The sequence below is a fragment of the Nocardiopsis oceani genome, from assembly GCF_054777395.1.
Genome location: NZ_BAAHAR010000038.1, coordinates 16,112 through 32,364 on the forward strand (window position 1 = coordinate 16,112; position 16,253 = coordinate 32,364).

Annotated in this window: 10 protein-coding genes; 4 read left to right on the plus strand and 6 right to left on the minus strand. The window is 69.8% G+C overall.

Going from position 1 to position 16,253, the window contains the following annotated elements:
- Positions 1-19: 19 nt before the first annotated feature.
- The 3 genes from ACYVDG_RS22240 to ACYVDG_RS22250 all read right to left on the minus strand — a co-directional run bounded on the left by ACYVDG_RS22240 (position 20) and on the right by ACYVDG_RS22250 (position 3,586).
- Positions 20-901, minus strand: coding sequence for a carbohydrate ABC transporter permease (locus ACYVDG_RS22240; RefSeq protein WP_460756993.1), 882 nt, complete (start codon positions 899-901; stop codon positions 20-22).
- On the minus strand, positions 898-1,878 hold the full coding sequence (locus ACYVDG_RS22245) for a carbohydrate ABC transporter permease (RefSeq protein WP_460756995.1): 981 nt from the start codon (positions 1,876-1,878) through the stop codon (positions 898-900). Before ACYVDG_RS22245 ends, ACYVDG_RS22240 begins: the two co-directional genes overlap by 4 nt.
- A 421-nt stretch (positions 1,879-2,299) precedes the next feature.
- The gene (locus ACYVDG_RS22250) at positions 2,300-3,586 is read right to left on the minus strand and encodes an extracellular solute-binding protein (protein ID WP_460756999.1); all 1,287 of its coding nucleotides are present in this window, start codon (positions 3,584-3,586) and stop codon (positions 2,300-2,302) included.
- 257 nt (positions 3,587-3,843) lie between these two features.
- On the opposite strand from ACYVDG_RS22250, the gene ACYVDG_RS22255 reads away from it, so the two are divergent.
- Positions 3,844-5,058, plus strand: a complete 1,215-nt coding sequence (locus tag ACYVDG_RS22255) for an ROK family transcriptional regulator (RefSeq protein ID WP_460757003.1) — start codon at positions 3,844-3,846, stop codon at positions 5,056-5,058.
- A 100-nt stretch (positions 5,059-5,158) separates the two neighbouring features.
- Here ACYVDG_RS22255 and ACYVDG_RS22260 read toward each other — a convergent pair whose 3' ends face one another.
- From ACYVDG_RS22260 to ACYVDG_RS22270, 3 genes are all read right to left on the minus strand, one after another.
- On the minus strand, positions 5,159-6,745 hold the full coding sequence (locus tag ACYVDG_RS22260) for a serine/threonine-protein kinase (protein WP_460757006.1): 1,587 nt from the start codon (positions 6,743-6,745) through the stop codon (positions 5,159-5,161).
- 46 nt (positions 6,746-6,791) lie between these two features.
- Positions 6,792-7,262, minus strand: coding sequence for a GNAT family N-acetyltransferase (locus tag ACYVDG_RS22265; RefSeq protein WP_460757195.1), 471 nt, complete (start codon positions 7,260-7,262; stop codon positions 6,792-6,794).
- A 187-nt stretch (positions 7,263-7,449) separates the two neighbouring features.
- Positions 7,450-11,991, minus strand: coding sequence for an ATP-dependent helicase (locus tag ACYVDG_RS22270; RefSeq protein ID WP_460757009.1), 4,542 nt, complete (start codon positions 11,989-11,991; stop codon positions 7,450-7,452).
- 144 nt (positions 11,992-12,135) lie between these two features.
- Here ACYVDG_RS22270 and ACYVDG_RS22275 point away from each other — a divergent pair, with 144 nt between their 5' ends.
- The 3 genes from ACYVDG_RS22275 (at position 12,136) to ACYVDG_RS22285 (ending at position 15,581) form a co-directional block, all read left to right on the plus strand.
- Complete coding sequence (locus ACYVDG_RS22275; protein WP_460757014.1) at positions 12,136-12,330, plus strand: DUF3046 domain-containing protein; 195 nt, start codon at positions 12,136-12,138, stop codon at positions 12,328-12,330.
- A 181-nt stretch (positions 12,331-12,511) separates the two neighbouring features.
- Entirely contained in the window at positions 12,512-14,938 is a 2,427-nt protein-coding gene (recA, locus tag ACYVDG_RS22280) for a recombinase RecA (RefSeq protein WP_460757019.1), read from the plus strand.
- Positions 14,931-15,581: a regulatory protein RecX gene (locus ACYVDG_RS22285; RefSeq protein WP_460757024.1), complete on the plus strand. Its 651-nt coding sequence runs from the start codon at positions 14,931-14,933 to the stop codon at positions 15,579-15,581. The genes recA and ACYVDG_RS22285 overlap by 8 nt, the downstream gene beginning before the upstream one ends.
- Positions 15,582-16,253 lie beyond the last annotated feature (672 nt).

Here is a 16,253-nt window from a genome sequence, read left to right on the forward strand (position 1 = left end):
GTTGGTGGTTTGCGGGCGGTCAGCCCTTGACCGCGCCCATGGTCAGACCGGAGACCATGCGGCGCTGGACGAAGAGGAAGAAGATCATCACGGGCACGGTGAGCAGGGTCGAGGCGGCCATGATCGACCCCCACTCCACGGACACGGCGCCGAAGTAGTACTGGAGGGAGATCGGCAGGGTGTAGGCGCCCGTGTTGTTCTGCAGGAAGGTGAAGGCCACCAGGAACTCGTTCCACGCGGTGATGAACGCGAAGATGCTGGCGGCGGCCAGGCCCGGGGCGACGAGCGGCATCAGGATCCGCCAGAAGATCGTCCATCCGCTGGCGCCGTCGATGGCGGCGGCCTCCTCCAGTTCCTTGGGCACAGCGGCCACGAAGCTGCGAACCATCAGGATGGTGATGGGCAGCGCGACCGCGACGTAGATGATGAACACGCCGCTCAGGTTGCTGACGAGCTCGATGTCGAGGGCGTTGCCCATGTGGAAGAAGTTGATGAAGAGCGAGATGATCAGCGCTTCGACCGGGACCATCTGGATGACCAGCAGCATGATGATGAAGACCGAGCGCAGCTTGAACTTGAAGCGGGCGACGGCGATCGCCGCGAGCAGGGACAGGAGCGCCGCGAAGGCGACCGAGCCCACCGTCACGATGAGGCTGTTGGTGAGGAACGACCAGAAGGACGCCCCCGGGATCAGGACCCCGGAGGTCACGCGCTCGAAGTGCTCGAAGGTGATCTCCCGCGGGAACAGCGTGGGTTCGCGGGTGAAGATCTCTCCGGTGGGCCGCAGGGCCGTGGCCAGGACCCAGTAGACGGGGAAGATCGCGAAGACGAAGACCGCGAGGGCCGCGACGTACGTGCCGGTCTTCCCGAGGAGCTTGCGCAGGCGGTACCGGTTGTTCATCGGGCCTCCTCCTGGCGGATCATCGTGCGCAGGTAGTAGGCGCTGATGACGAGTACCAGGACGGTCATGATCACGGCGATCGCCGAACCCATGCCGTAGTTCGGCGGGGTCGAGGCGAAGCCCAGCTGGTAGATGTAGGTCGGGATCAGGGCGATCTCGCGGTTGGTGACGCCGCCGCCGAGGATGAACAGCTGCGTGAAGATCCGGAAGTCCCAGATGATCTGGAGGACCAGCAGCAGTGCGAAGAGCGGCCGCAGCATCGGCACGGTGACGCTCCAGAAGGCCGTCCAGCCGTTGGCGCCGTCGATGCGGGCGGCCTCGTAGAGCTCGCTCGGGATGCTCTTGAGCCCGGCCAGGACGCTGATCGCCACGAACGGGAACGACTGCCAGACCACGGTGATGACGAGGATCGGGAACAGCGTGCTCGGTGAGCTGAGCCAGTTGAACTCCTGCCATCCGGAGCCGACGAGCCAGTCGGGAAGGCTGGTCAGGATGGCGTTGAACAGGCCGTACCTGGTGTCGAACAGCCACCTGTAGACGATGGCGGCGCTGATCACCGGGGTGGCCCAGGCGAGCATCAGGCCGATGCCCAGCGTGGTCGACGCCCATCGCGGAAGCCGGTGCATCAGCAGACCGACGAGGGTTCCGAGGACCATGGTCAGGACCACCATGGCCAGGCAGACCAGGATGGTGTTGCGGAAGATCGACCAGAAGCGCTCGTCGGTGAGTACGTGGAGGTAGTGCCCGAAGTTGTTCCACTGCGCTTCCTGCCCCTGGAGCTGCCGCAGACCGTAGTCGTGCAGCGAGATCCACAGCATCTGGCCGATGGGCCACAGGAGGACCACGGCCAGGACGGCCACGGCGGGCAGGATCAGGAAGTAGGGAATGAACGCGTGCCGCGCTCTGGGTGAGAGGCGACTGCGGCTCTTGGGCCGCTCACCCTCAGTGGGTGCGGAGCGTTCCAACGTTTGTGTCATCAGCCGTTCCTGGCAGGTTGAGCGGGGGCGACCGCCGTTTCGGTCCTTCCGGCCGTGGGGTGCCGTGAGGGGTACGGTCGGCCGCCCCCCGGTCGTGCTCAGCGGATCATTTCGGTCCCGCACCGTCGCCCACCACCGCCCTCAACGGACGCGCTGGCGCGCGATAGTACTTCCACGGAACCACCACGCCGCCTCTCGCTGCGCCGATGTCGCTCGGACAGCCAAACCCGGGCGGGCCCCCGCTGTGCGACACTGCTGAGCTTGCGAAGCAGTGCACAGTAGGGGCAGCTTCGCTCATCGTCTGGCGAGAGATTGCGTGGACGGCCGCTCGCGGAGACCGGCGCAAGCGCCGACCAACCGAAAGCATCCGCTGAACACTCCCTTGCGCGTGTGGCGAACGCGCTGGCGGTGGCTAGGTCGGTTACTCGTCTTCGGGGCGGTTGAGCGCCTCGGCGAGCTCCTCGTTCAGCTCGGGGAGGACGTCGTCGGCGGACTCGCCGTCGGCCAAGCGCTGCACGGCGGTCTGGATGGTGGTCAGCTCCCACTGGACGTGGCCCCAGTTGGCGGTGTCCGGGAACAGGCGCAGGTCACCGGTGGCCTGGGTGGCGGCGCCGGCGAGGATCGGGTCCTCCTGGAAGGCGTCGCTCTCGAGGACGTCCTCGTAGACCGGGAACATCGACGCGACCTCGTTGTAGGGCATCGCGTTGTCCTTGCTGTTCAGGACGGTGATGTAGTCGAAGGCGGCCTCGGGGTACTCGGTGGTGCCCCACACGGACAGGTCGGAACCTCCGCCGAAGGCGGGGGCCATGCCGTCGGTGCCCGGGATGGGCGCGGTGGCCCAGTGGTCGACGTGGTCGTCGTTGAGCTCCTCGAGCTGGGGCTGGGCCCAGGGGCCGTCGATGAACATGCCGATGTCGCGGTTGACGAAGTCGGCGTGGGCGCACTCGACCTCGTCGACGCCCACACAGGCGCTGGGGGAGTGGCCGTCGACGGTGAGGCCGGCGTAGAACTCCAGCGCTTCGGTGGTCTCGGCCGAGTCGAGCTCGCCGACCCACTCGTCACCCTCCTGGGTGGCGAAGTCGCCGTCGTTGGCCCAGACGAAGCTGGCGATACCGTTGAGGAAGTCGGTCGGGGCGGCGAAGCCGGGAACGTCGTACTCGTCCTCGATGTCCTCGGCGACCTCGGTCAGCTCGTCCCAGGTCTCGGGGGGCTCGTGGCCGAGCTCTTCGAGCCAGTCGGTGTTGTACCAGAGGGCCCGGACCCCGCTGTACCAGGGAATACTGTACTGGGCGTCGTCGAAGGTGCCGTTGGCGTAGGCTCCTTCGAGCATGTCGTCGGTGTCGTCCCACTCTTCGGCGAACTCGGAGACGTCGTATAGGGCTTCGGAGTGGGCCCAGGTGGGCACCTGGTCGTTGCCGATCTCGACGACGTCGGGGCCACCGGAGACCAGGGCCGTCTGGAAGCGTTGGCTGAACTCGTCCCAGGGGATCCACTGGACGTCGACGTCGGTGTCCGGGTGCAGCTCCTGGTACTGCTCAGTCACCATGTCCATGTGGTCGTTCTGTTCTTCGCTGGCGTCGCCCATGCGCCATACGGTCAGGGTGTCGGGCGCATCGCCGGCGCTTCCGCCGTCGTCGCCGGATCCATTGCCGCAGGCTGCCGCGAGCATGACCACGGCCGAGGCCAAGGCGATCTTGGAGAACCTCATGTGAACCTATCTCCCTTCGCACGACGCGCTGGGGCGCGGCGCCTGTGCTCGAAGCGACCTGGGATCATGGACGGATCCGGGCGCCTCGACGTCTATTTGGGGGGTGTGCTGGGACAGCACGTTTGGCCGCCCCGCCGGCGCGGGTACCGGTGGCCCGGGTTGCTGCTGTGGGCCTGCCGGGACGTGACCTCCTGTGAGGTTGTGAGCTAAATTAACAGGAAACTTTCCTAATAAAAACAGGGTGAGGTGTCACGGTTATGTCTCAACGTCCGGGGACTCCCCGGCTGCTGCGCCAGCTCAACGATCGCGCGGCACTGGAACTCCTCTTGTCCGGAGGTCCCTTGACCAGGACCCAGCTCGGCACGCGCACGGGTCTGTCCAAGGTCACCGCGTCCCAACTACTCGCACGGCTGGAGGAACGCGACCTGGTCCGCGTGGTCGGCAGCCAAGCCGGAGGGCGCGGACCCAACGCCGCCCTCTACGCCGTCGTCCCCGAAAGCGCCTACGTCGCGGCCCTGGACGTCAGCGCCCACCGCGTCACCGCGACCATCGCCGACATCACCGGGGAGGTCATCAGCGACGTCACCGTCGACCCCAGCGCCTCGGACGACCCCGTCGCCCTCGTCCACACCGCCGTGATGCGCCTGGTCGACACCGCCGAGGTCCCCCTGGACAAGGTCCGCGCCTGCGTCATCGGTACCCCCGGTGTCGTCGACCCCCGCACCGGCGACATCCGCTTCTCCTTCGACCTGATGTCCTGGCACGAAGGCGTCCTCGAAGCCCTGCGCGCCGACCTCAAACGCTCGGTCATCATCGAGAACGACGTGAACCTGGCCGCCTTGGCCGAGCACGCCGAAGGCGCCGCCTCGGGCGTCGACGAGTTCGTGCTCATCTGGCTCAGCGCCGCCGGCGGTGTCGGCATGTCCGCGATGATCGACGGGCGCATCCACCGCGGCCGCTCCGGCGGCGCGGGTGAGATCGGCTACCTCCCCGTGCCCGGCGCACCCCTCCCGGAGGAAGTGGGCCTGGACGGCGGCTACGAGGACCACAAGGAGCACGGGGACCGGGAACTGCCGCACGGTTTCCAAGCCCTCGTCAAGTCCAAGCAGGTCGTCAAGCTCGCCGCGGAGCACGGCATCAACGGCTCCGACATCACCGAGGTCATGGCCTCCGCCGCCGCCTCGGACACCCCCGAGAGCGACGCCTTCCTCGACGCCTTCGCCGACCGGCTCGCCCGAGGCGTGGCCGCCGTCAGCGTGATCCTCGACCCCGGCCTGGTCGTCCTCGCCGGCGACGTGGCCAAGGCCGGGGGCACCAGGCTCGCCGAACGGGTCCGGGCCGCCACCGCCCGGATCGCACCGAACGCCACCGAAGTGTCCATGGGGTCGGTGGAGGGCAGCCCGCTTGTGCGCGGCGCACTCCTGCACGCCCTGGACCACGCACGCGACGAGGTCTTCTCCTCCACCGTCTGACCGTGTCAGAGCCCTTCGCCCGCGCCCCGGCACCCCTCACCCGCCGGGGCGCGGGCGTGCGTCCGGGCCCGGCCGGTTCAGGGTCCGCTCCCAAACGGGGCTACGCCGCTGCGGGATCGAGGGAGTCCAGGACCCGCTCGAAGTCCTCGAGGTACTCCTCACGCTGATCCAGGGGAAAGTTGAAGGTCACCCGGTAGGAGACACCCGAGGAAGCGTCGCTGACCTCCCGGACCAGCATCCAGCGCTCCGGGTGCTCGCGCACTTCGTGCTGGAACGTCGCCTCGAAGACGGTGCTCTCCCACCCTTCGGGCGTGGCTCCGGTGTCCAACCGCAGACGCTCGACGTCGGCATAGTCCTCGTCCTCGAGGAGGATCTCCTCCAAGCGCAACATGGAGTCCTCGGCCTCGCGTACCAGGATCTCGTAGCCTGTTGCGGTGGCTTCGGCCGTGCCCGTCGCCACCCCGGTCTCGAACTCGTACCCGGCCAGGCGGGTGGAAGCCTCGCCCTCGTGCTCGTCGGTGGTGTCCGCGACCCCCCAGTCCTCCGGAACCGCCAAGCCCATGGCATCGTCGTCGACCCAGACGAAGCCGTCGGGCACGTCTTCCCCCGTCCCGGTCCCGGGCCCCTCGGCTTCCTCCTCGGACCCGGTGCCCCCCTCCGCAGGGGAAGCGGGCGGAACTGCGCCCTCCTCCTGCCCCGGAAGCAGGATCCGTACCGTGAGGGCGGCCGCAACCAGGACCGCCAAGGCCGCGGCGGCCGTCCACAGCGCGAACCGCCGCGCGGAGCTCCTGGGCCTGCCACCCTGAGCGCCATTCGGCCCCGGCCCGGACGGGGCCGCGGAGAGCAGGGCCAGCGCCCGGTCCGGAGCCAAGCGCCCCCTCGGGTCCCGTTGCAGCAGTCCGCTGATCAGCGGGACCAAGCGACCCCGGGCCGGAGGGTCCGGCACCGGGAGGGTGAGCACCGCCGTGAGAGTCGACGTGAGCGTCTCCCGCTTGAACGGGGACTCCCCGGCCAGCGCCGCGAACAGCGTGGCGCCCAGACTCCACAGGTCCGAGATCGCGGTCGTCTCCTCCTGGTCCAGGCGCTCGGGCGCGGCGTAGGCCGCGGTGCCGAGGATCGTCCCGGTGCCGGTGAGCGAGGTCGCCCCGCTGTCGGACAGGTTGGCGATCCCGAAATCGGTCAGGACCGGCCGCGCACCGCCCTCCGCCAGCATGATGTTGGCGGGCTTGACGTCCCGGTGGATCACCCCAGCCCGGTGCGCCGCCCACAGCGCACCCAGCAACGGCCGCGCCATCCGTTCCACCTCGTGCTCCGGCAAGGGCCCCGCGCGTTGGATCCGTTCCCGCAGCGACTCCCCGTCCAACAGCTCCATGACGATGTACGGGACACCGCCGACCTCCAACACGTCGTGGACGGTCACCACTGACGGGTGGGAGACGCGCGCCGCGGCCTGCGCCTCGCGCACCATCCGGGCCCGCGCCCGCGCCCGTTCCCGGGGCGGCATGTCGGCTGGAAGGTGGACCTCCTTGACCGCCACGTTCCGTCCCAGACGGGTGTCGAAGGCACGCCACACCGTGCCCATGGCGCCGCTGCCGAGTTCGTCGCCGAGCTCGTAGCGGCCGACGGACTTGCTCGGCGCGAGCGCGGAGAGGTCTTCGGTGGGTTCCGGGGGTTCGCTGGGAGGCATGGCCGCATTCTTCCAAATCCAGCGGAATGCACCCGACGCGGTCAGCTCAGAGGCGCCGCGACATCGCGACCCGCGGCCGCACCACGATCCCGGCCCGCTCCTCGTCCGCCCACTGCCGCTCCAACCCCGGCCCCCACTGCGACCTCGGCAGCACGGAGAAGCCCCGCCGCTCGTACCAAGGCCCGTTCCAAGCCAGGTCACGGAAAGTGGTGAGCGTGGCGCGGATGTGCCCGTGGTCCGCCGCTTCGGTGCAGACCGCCTCCAGAAGCGCGCTCCCGATACCGCGACGCCCGTGGTCCGGATGCACGGCGAGCTGTTCCAGATGCGTGGCCCCGTCCAAGGTGATCGTGGCCGCCAGCCCGCACACCCGACCGTCCGCGACCGCCACCAGAACCCGCTCCACGTGGCCCAGCACCTCCCGCGGGTCGTCCGGAGGAAGATCGAGTCCGGCCTCCGCGAAGAGCGTGTCGGCGGCCAGCGATACCTCCACCAGAGCTTCGACGTCCCCGTCTCCCATCGGACGGATCTCCAGCGCCACGGTCGCCTCCCAGGATCTCAGTGCGCGGACCGGCGAAGATTCTCCCGCGAAGACCAGAGACGGGCGAACGGTTTTCCGCCCCCCTTACCCAACCCCGCCGGCTCCGGGCCCGCCAGCTCCGGTCCTCCGCCACCCCGGGCGAGCCCGAACCACTGCCCGCCCGCCCTCACCGGCGCAGACGCAGACCCTTCGGCGTGACATGGAAACCAGCCGACACCAACGCGGTGTCCACCGGCGTACCGAACACCTCCCCGCCGTCGGCGCGCTCCACCGTCAACGACTCCACCGACCCGCCCCGCACCAAACCCGCCAGCGCACCCGCGGCCCGCTCCAGCAGGGCCGGCGACGACCCGAACGTCAGCACCGACCGCCCTCCCCGGCCCAAGTACAGCGTCAACCGTCCACCGTCCACCACCACCAGCGCACCCGCGAGCCGACCCGGCCTGTGCGCCACGTCCATCCCGTCCGCGCCAGCGGGCCACGCCAGCGCCGCACCGAAGGGGTTGGCCGGATCCGTCGCGGCCAACACCACCGGGTCACCCTCCCCGCCGGGACCACCAGCTGCGTCACCGGACAGTGCCCGCAACCGGTCCACCGCACCCGGCAGCGCGAACTGCGCCCCACCGAGCCCCTCCACGAAATACCCCCGACGGACCTGACCCGCCTCCTCCATCGACCGCAGCACCCGGTACTCGTCCTGCGTGATCCCACGCCCCTGCTGCCCCTTGAGCAAGAGCCCGTCACGCTCCAACCGCGCCTCCACACGCGCCAGCGTGCGCCGCGTCGGGTCCGGATCGGGAACCGGCAGCGCCGACCACCGGCCCGCCGCCGTCGGCGGCCCCGACCGCGTGGGCAGAACCGGGCGCCGCCGGGCACGCGGCGACGACCGGCGGGGAACCGGCCGAGCACCCAGCACCGACCGCAACGGAGCCAAGCTGTCATTGGTGACACACCCCGCCCACACCAACTCCCACAGCGCCGCCACCACATCGGCGTCCGAGACCACCGCCCCACCCAAGGCACGCGCGACCCGGTCCGCGATGTCCCGGAAGAACAGCGCACCGCCCTCCCGCAGCACCCCCAGGACCGTGTCCGAAAGCGCCCCCTCCTCCGGCCAGAAGGGCTCGGGCAGCAGCAGCGGCGCCTCATCGGCCGGAACCAGCGTCAACCAGCCGTCCTCACCCGGCAGCGTCCCGACCCCGGCCCACACCACCTCACCGGCCTGCGTCAGCGCGTCCAACGAAGCCGGAACGTACCCCTCAACCCGACACGGCAACACCAGCGACTCCAAGGCAGAAGCCACCAAAGGCGCACCCCGCAACGACTCCACCGCCTCGAACACCGCATCCGGGCCGCGCAACCGCTCACCCGCCACCGCCCGCTGCCACAACGGCGCGAACCGGGCCAACGCCTCCGGCGCCACCGGTTCGACCTCCCGCCGCAACCGGGCGATCGACCCCCGACGCAGACGCCGCAGCACATCGCTGTCACACCACTCCGAACCGCTACCGCCGGGCCGGAACCCGCCCCGCGCCACCCGGCTGCCCCGGGCCAACTCCCGCAGCGCACCCTCCACCACGTCCCGGGCCAACCCCAGGCGATCCGCCGCCTCCGCTGACGTGAACGGCCCGTGCGTGCGCGCGTACCGCGACACCAGATCCAACACGGGCGACTCCACCGGCTCAAGAAGGGCACCCGGCACCCCCGGCGGCGGCTCCACCCCAAGCGCGTCCCGCAACCGCGCCACATCCTCCACCGCACACCAGCGCTCACCCCCGGCCACCCGCATCCGCACCGCGCGCCCCGCCGCCGCCAGACCGAGCAGCCACTCCTCCCGCACACCCCGCTCGGCCGCCTCCGCCGTGCTCAGCGGACCCACCTCCCGCAGCAGATCCGCGGCGCCCTCCAGATCCCGCACCGGCGCCGCGACCCGCTGCAACAGAGCACCCGTGCGCTCCACCACCTCCGGGTCCAACAGATCCCGCAGATCCGCGGTACCCAACAGGTCCGCCAGCAACGACGGATCCAGAGTGAGCGCCTGCGCCCGCAACTCAGCGGCCGGAGCATCACCCTCGTACAGAAAAGCCGCCGTGTACTCCATCAGCAACGACCCGGCGAACGGCGACGCCTGAGGCGTCTCCACCTCCACCACCCGGATCCGGCGCGCCCGCACATCAGCGAGCACCTCCGCCAACGCGGGCACGTCGAACACGTCACGCAGACACTCGCGCACCGTCTCCAACACGATCGGAAACGACCCGTACCGACCAGCCACCGACAACAAGTGCTGCGACCGCAACCGCTGCTGCCACAACGGCATCCGCCGATCCGGCCGCTGCCTGGGCAACAGCAGCGCCCGCGCCGCGCACTCCCGGAACCGCGACGCGAACAGCGCCGAACCGGCGAGCTCGTCGGTGACCAACGACTCCACCTCCTCCGGATCCACGGACACCAGACCGGCCAGCTCACCGGCCCGCCCGACCCCGCTCAACTCCACGTCCGGCAGCCGCAGCACGATCCCGTCATCGCCGTGCACCACCTGCGCGTCCACCCCGAACCGCGCACGCAGCCGCCCGCCGATCGCCAACGCCCAAGGAGCGTGCACCCGCGCACCCAACGGCGAATGCACCACCGCCCGCCAGTCACCGACCTGGTCACGGAAGCGCTCGATCACCACCGTGCGGTCATCCGGCACACTCCCCGTCGCCTCCCGCTGGTCCGCCACGTACTCCACGAGGTTGTCGGCGGCCCAACCGTCCAACCCCGCCGCCACAGCCAGCTCCCGGCCCGCCACCCGGTCACGCGAAGCCAACTCACGCGTCATCTCACCCACCGCACGGCCCAACTCCGCCGGACGCCCCAACGCGTCCGCCTTCCAGAACGGCATCCGCCCCGGCCTCCCCGGCGCCGGCGACACCATCACCCGGTCGGCGGTGATCGCCTCGATCCGCCACGACGTCGAACCCAGCACGAACACGTCCCCGACCCGGGACTCGTACACCATCTCCTCGTCCAGCTCACCCACACGAGTCGGCGCCTTGCTGTCGGAGTCCGACGCCAGATGCACCCCGTACAGCCCGCGGTCGGGGATGGTGCCACCGCTGATCACCGCCAACCGCTGAGCACCCGGACGCCCCCGCAACACATCCCCGTCCCGGTCCCACACCACCCGCGGACGCAGCTCGGCGAACTCATCCGAGGGGTAGCGCCCCGACAACATGTCCAACACCGACTCCAGCACCGAATCGGCCAGGTCGGTGAACGGGGCCGCACGCCGCACCAGCGCCGCCAAGTCGGCGACCGGCCAGTCATCCATCGCCACCATCGCCACCACCTGCTGCGACAGCACATCCAACGGATTACTCGGCATCTCCAGCCGCTCGATCCCGCCCGCGCGCATCCGCTCGGTCACCACCGTGGTCGCCAACAGGTCGCCCCGGTACTGGGGCAGGAACACCCCGCGCGAGGTCTCACCCACCTGGTGGCCCGCGCGCCCGACCCGCTGGAGGCCGTTGGCCACCGACGGGGGAGCGGCGACCTGGACGACCAGGTCCACCGCGCCCATGTCCACCCCCAGTTCCAAGCTGGACGTGGCCACCACGCACCGCAGCCGCCCCGCCTTCAGGTCGTCCTCGATCAGAGCCCTCTCGGCCTTCGACATGGAACCGTGGTGGGCGCGGGCGATCACCGCGTCACCGCCCCGGCTCTGCTCGGACTGGCCGGTGACCTGGGCAGCGACCTCCTCCGGCGGGAGCCCACCAGCGCCGCCCCGTTCGCCGTGCAGGTCGTTGAGGCGGGCACACAGCTTCTCGGCGGTCCGGCGGCCGTTGGTGAAAACGATCGTCGACCGGTGCTCCTCCACCAGCTCCAACACCCGGCGCTCCACGTGCGGCCACACCGAACCCCGGCTCATGGTGTTGCCCGCCCGCGGGTCCGGCGGCACCCCCTCGGGCGAAGGGCTGCCCGGCTCGTCCAGGTCCGGAACCGGAGCCTCTACCCGCAGGTCCATGTGCGGGGTGTCCGGCGGCGCCACGACCGTGGCCCCGCCCAGGTACTCCGCCACGGCCTCCCGCGGGCGCACGGTCGCGGACAGGCCGATCCGCTGGGCGGGCCGGTCCAACAGGGCCGTCAACCGCTCCAGGCTCAGGGCCAGGTGGGCGCCGCGCTTGGTCCCCGCCAGGGCGTGCACCTCGTCGACGATCACCGTCTCCACCCCGGACAGGCCCTCGCGGGCCTTGGAGGTCAGCACCAGGAACAGGGACTCCGGGGTGGTGATGAGCACGTCCGGCGGACGCGTCGCCTGCCGGCGCCGCTCCTGAGCCGGGGTGTCCCCGGTGCGCACCCCCACCGTGACCGGCGAGAGCTCCTCGCCGGAGGCCTCGGCCGCCGCTGCGATCCCGGCCAACGGCTTCCGGAGGTTGCGCTCCACGTCCACGGCCAGGGCCTTCAGCGGCGACACGTACAGCACGCGGCAGCGCCGGGACCGGTCCTCGGGGACCGGCGCGCGGGTGAGCCGGTCCAGGGACCAGAGGAAGGCCGACAGGGTCTTGCCGGAACCGGTCGGCGCGACGACCAGGGTGTTGCGTCCCTCGGAGATCGCCTGCCAGGCCTGCGCCTGGGCCGTGGTGGGGCCGCCGGGGAAGGCCTGGTCGAACCAGGTCCGCGTCGAGGCACCGAAGGGTTCGAGCGGGTTGGTCGCAGGGGTCATGCCGCCAGTCTGGCGAAGGGTTCGGACAGAACGGGGGAGGACACCCGGGGCCGCAAACGGCTGGGAGCGGGGCAGCGGGGTGAGACCGGAGCCATCCTGTGGACCGGGCCGCGCGGGTCCGTTCCATCACCCATACTGATGGCGATGAGACTCACCCTTTTCTGGCGCAACATGCACGAGCAGTTCGGCGAGGCCTACGCGGAGAGCCTCGCCAAGGACTACGTCATCGAAGGGCTCGGATCCCGGACCGTCAACCAGGCGCTGTCCGACGGGATCGGGCCCAAGGAGGTGTGGCGGGCGGTGTGTGACGCGTTCGACCTTCCCACCTCCGCCCGCTGACCTCGGCCGCGGCCGGACACAGGAAGATCCGACACGGCAGGGGCCCGTCCCTGTTTTCGAACAGGGGTTCGGGTAGTCTGGGTTTTCCACAGGCCGACGACGGGCGTCGCGATTGTCGTAGCGACCGCGTAGCGTCTTGCGCATCATGAAGAAAAAGGCATCGACCCAACAGGGGAACCCCGTGGCATCTGGAGACCGAGACAAGGCTCTCGAGACAGCGCTCGCGCAGATCGAGCGGCAGTTCGGCAAGGGCTCCGTCATGCGCCTGGGCGACGACGACCGCCCGCCGATCGAGGCGATCCCCACCGGCGCCATCGCCCTGGACGTCGCCCTCGGGATCGGCGGCCTGCCCAAGGGCCGGGTCGTGGAGGTATACGGTCCCGAGTCGAGCGGTAAGTGCCTGACCGCCGACACCCACGTGTGGACCGACCACGGGCTGGAGACCGTCGCCGAACTCTTCGAGCGCGCCGGGCAGCCCGCCAGCTGCACCAGCAGGGTCACCGACATCCGGGACCTCGGCATCCGCGTGGTCAACGAGAACGGCGAACTGGAGACCGTCGCCGCCCTGAGCCACAACAACCGCAAGCCCGTCCTCCGCGTGGCCACGGCCTCGGGGCGCGAGGTGAGCGTAACCCACAACCACCCCCTGCGGGTGGTGGACGACAGCGGCCACATCGTCTGGCGCAAGGCCGGTGACCTGGTCGAGGGCGACACCCTCGTCTCCGCGCGCTTCGGGGCCAACGAGGCCGCCATGGGCGGCGGCATCAGCGAGGACGAGGCGGTCTTCCTCGGCTACCTCGTGGCCGAGGGCACGCTCGGATCGACCACCTCCGTCCGCTTCACCAACGGCGACGAGGAGGTGGGGCGCGAGTTCTCCGCCATCGCGACCTGGCTCTTCGACACCGAGGTCAAGGTGTACGAGGGCAACAACTGCCTCGAGTACGTGCTACCCGGCGTGCAGCTCCGGAAGGAGGTGGCCGAGCGCTACGGGCTCGACTACGTCAAGTCCTCCGGCAAGCGCGTACCGCACGCCGTGCGTACCGGCGGCGACAAGGCCCAGCGCGCCTTCCTGTCCGCCCTGTACGAGGGCGACGGCTGGATCGACAGTAGCTCCACGGTCGGCCTGGCCACCGCTTCCGAGGGCCTCGCCAAGGACGTGCAGCTCCTGCTCTACGGCCTGGGCGTCCCCGCATCGGTCTACACCAAGTACAACCCCGTGTACGAGCGTGACTACTGGACCGTCGCGATCAACCCGTCGGTGGCGCACCGCTTCCTCGACGAGGTCGGCTTCCGCTCCGAGCGCCGCGCGGCCCAGGTCGACCGCAACTTCCGTCTCTCCTCGCGGAGCCCGCAGCACGAGAACATCCCGAACCTCACCGGGATGATCCGCAGTCTGCGCGACAGCATGGGCGGCGACCGCGACTTCGACCGGGTGGCGGGTGACCTGTTCCGCGCCGACACCGAGCTGTCCTGCAGCCGGGAGCGGCTGGCGGGCATCGTCGACTGGGCGAAGACCCGGGGGCAGGCGCCCTCCCTCTCGGCGCAGGCCATCCTCGGGTACCTGGAGAGCCTGGTCGCGGCCGCCTACACCTATGAGCGGATCACCGCCATCGAGGACGGTGGGCTGCAGCCGACCTTCGACATCATGCTGCCCGAGACGCACAGCTTCCTGGCCAACGGCGTCCTCTCGCACAACACCACCGTCGCCCTGCACGCGGTGGCCAGTGCCCAGAAGATGGGCGGTATCGCCGCCTTCGTCGACGCCGAGCACGCCCTCGACCCGGTGTACGCCAAGAAGATCGGCGTCGACACCGACAACCTCCTCCTCTCCCAGCCGGACACCGGTGAGCAGGCGCTGGAGATTGTCGACATGCTCATCCGCTCGGGCGCCGTCTCGATCATCGTCGTGGACTCCGTGGCGGCCCTGGTGCCCCGCGCCGAGATCGAGGGCGAGATGGGCGACAGCCACGTCGGCCTGCAGGCCCGCCTCATGTCTCAGGCATTGCGCAAAATCGCTGGTGCATTGAGTTCTACCGGAACGACCGCCATTTTCATTAACCAGCTTCGTGAAAAAGTCGGCGTGATGTTCGGCTCACCTGAGACGACCACCGGCGGAAAGGCGCTCAAGTTCTATTCCTCGGTCCGTTTGGACGTGCGGCGCATTGAAACTCTGAAGGACGGAACCGATGCGGTCGGAAACCGGACTCGCGTCAAGGTCGTGAAGAACAAGATCGCGCCTCCGTTCAAGCAGGCGGAATTCGACATCCTCTACGGTGTCGGGGTTTCCCGGGAGGGCAGCCTGATCGACCTGGGGGTCGAGCACGCGATCGTGCGCAAGTCCGGGGCCTGGTACACCTACGAAGGCACCCAGCTCGGGCAGGGCAAGGAGAACGCGCGCAATTTCCTGCGGGAGAACGTCGACGTGGCCCTCGAGATCGAGAAGAAGATCAAGGAGAAAATGGGTATCGGCGGTGGTGACGACAGCGCCTCCGGTGCCGCCGAGGGCGAGGTCAAGGACGCCAAGGCCGAACCGGCCAAGGACGAGGCCAAGGCCCCCGCCAAGCGGGCCTCCGCCAAGACCACCAAGGCGCCCGACCCGGATGCGTGAGCGGCGCCGGTCCCCTGACTGCACCGGGGAGGCCGAGGCCGACCCGGTGAGCGCCGATGACGAGTCCGTTCCGGACGGGCAGGACCCGTTCGGAACGGACCCCGGGGGCAAGGCCCGCGACAAGCTGGAGAACGGGGCGAGGAACCTGGTCCTGCGGATGCTCACGCACTCGCCGCGCACCCGCGCCCAACTGGAGCGGTCCCTGTACCGCAGGGAGTACCCGGACGAGGTGGTGGAGTCGGTCCTCAACGGCCTCGACGAGGCCGGGCTGGTCGACGACGAAGCCTTCGCCCGAGCGTGGGTGTCCTCGCGCCAGCACAGCCGCCACCTGTCCCGCCGGGCCCTGTCCCGGGAGCTGCGTACCCGGGGCGTCGGGGAGGAGACCGTCCGCGAGGCGGTCGCGGAGGTCAGTGACGAGGACGAGCAGGACGGTGCCCGGTCCCTGGCCCGCAAGAGCCTGCGCGGCAGCCGGAACAAGGACAAGGAAGCACGGATCCGCCGCGCCCTCGGCGCCCTGGGCCGCAAGGGCTACCCGGGCGGCCTCGCCTACCGGATCGTCCGTGAGGAACTCGAACGGGAGGGCCTCGACGTCGACTTCCCCGAACCTGACCCCGACCACGGCCTCCCTGGCACCGACCTGTGAACCCTGACCAACCAGGCGGGGAAGACGGCGGCCATCCCTGGCCCCTGCCGGTCCCTAACTGCCTAAGGGGGTTGAGGACCGCGTTCCGAGATAGGGGTTTTTTCTATTCTGAGAAATCTCTTCTTGGTGCGGTTTTCCTGTTGTGCGCGAATTTCTTCCCGCCGTGAAGGTTTTCTGTATCGCTGGGTTTTCTCCTATGGTTCAGGGTTCCCTCCTTTCCCGCCGCGCGATTGTGGCCGTCTCCGCTACGCGCGTCAAGGTAGACGCCATCGAGCGCTTTCGCGCGTCATTGGCGCTCCACCTTGACCCGCTCCGCTGCGACGGCGGGTTGGCGGCTATGGGAAAGAGGGGCGGGTGGTTGAGGTCCGAGCCATTTCGGGCTTCGCCCGAAAACTGAACTCCTCGGCCTGGCGGCCGATTCCTGACACTCCGCCGGAGCGCTGACGCCTGGCGGTGTCGCGGCCGGTCAAGGTGTGCGGCGGACCCCGAACAGCACGGCCTGGCGGCCGGTGGGCCACTCCGCCGGAGCGTTGGCGCTTGGCGGTGTCGCGGCCGGTCAATGTGGGAGGCGAAATCCCCGATGATCTTGCCCCTGTCTCCACCCTCGGCCGTCGAGAGTGGAGACAGGGGCAAGATCACCACCATTCTGGTATGCATATGTCCGCTTTGCCA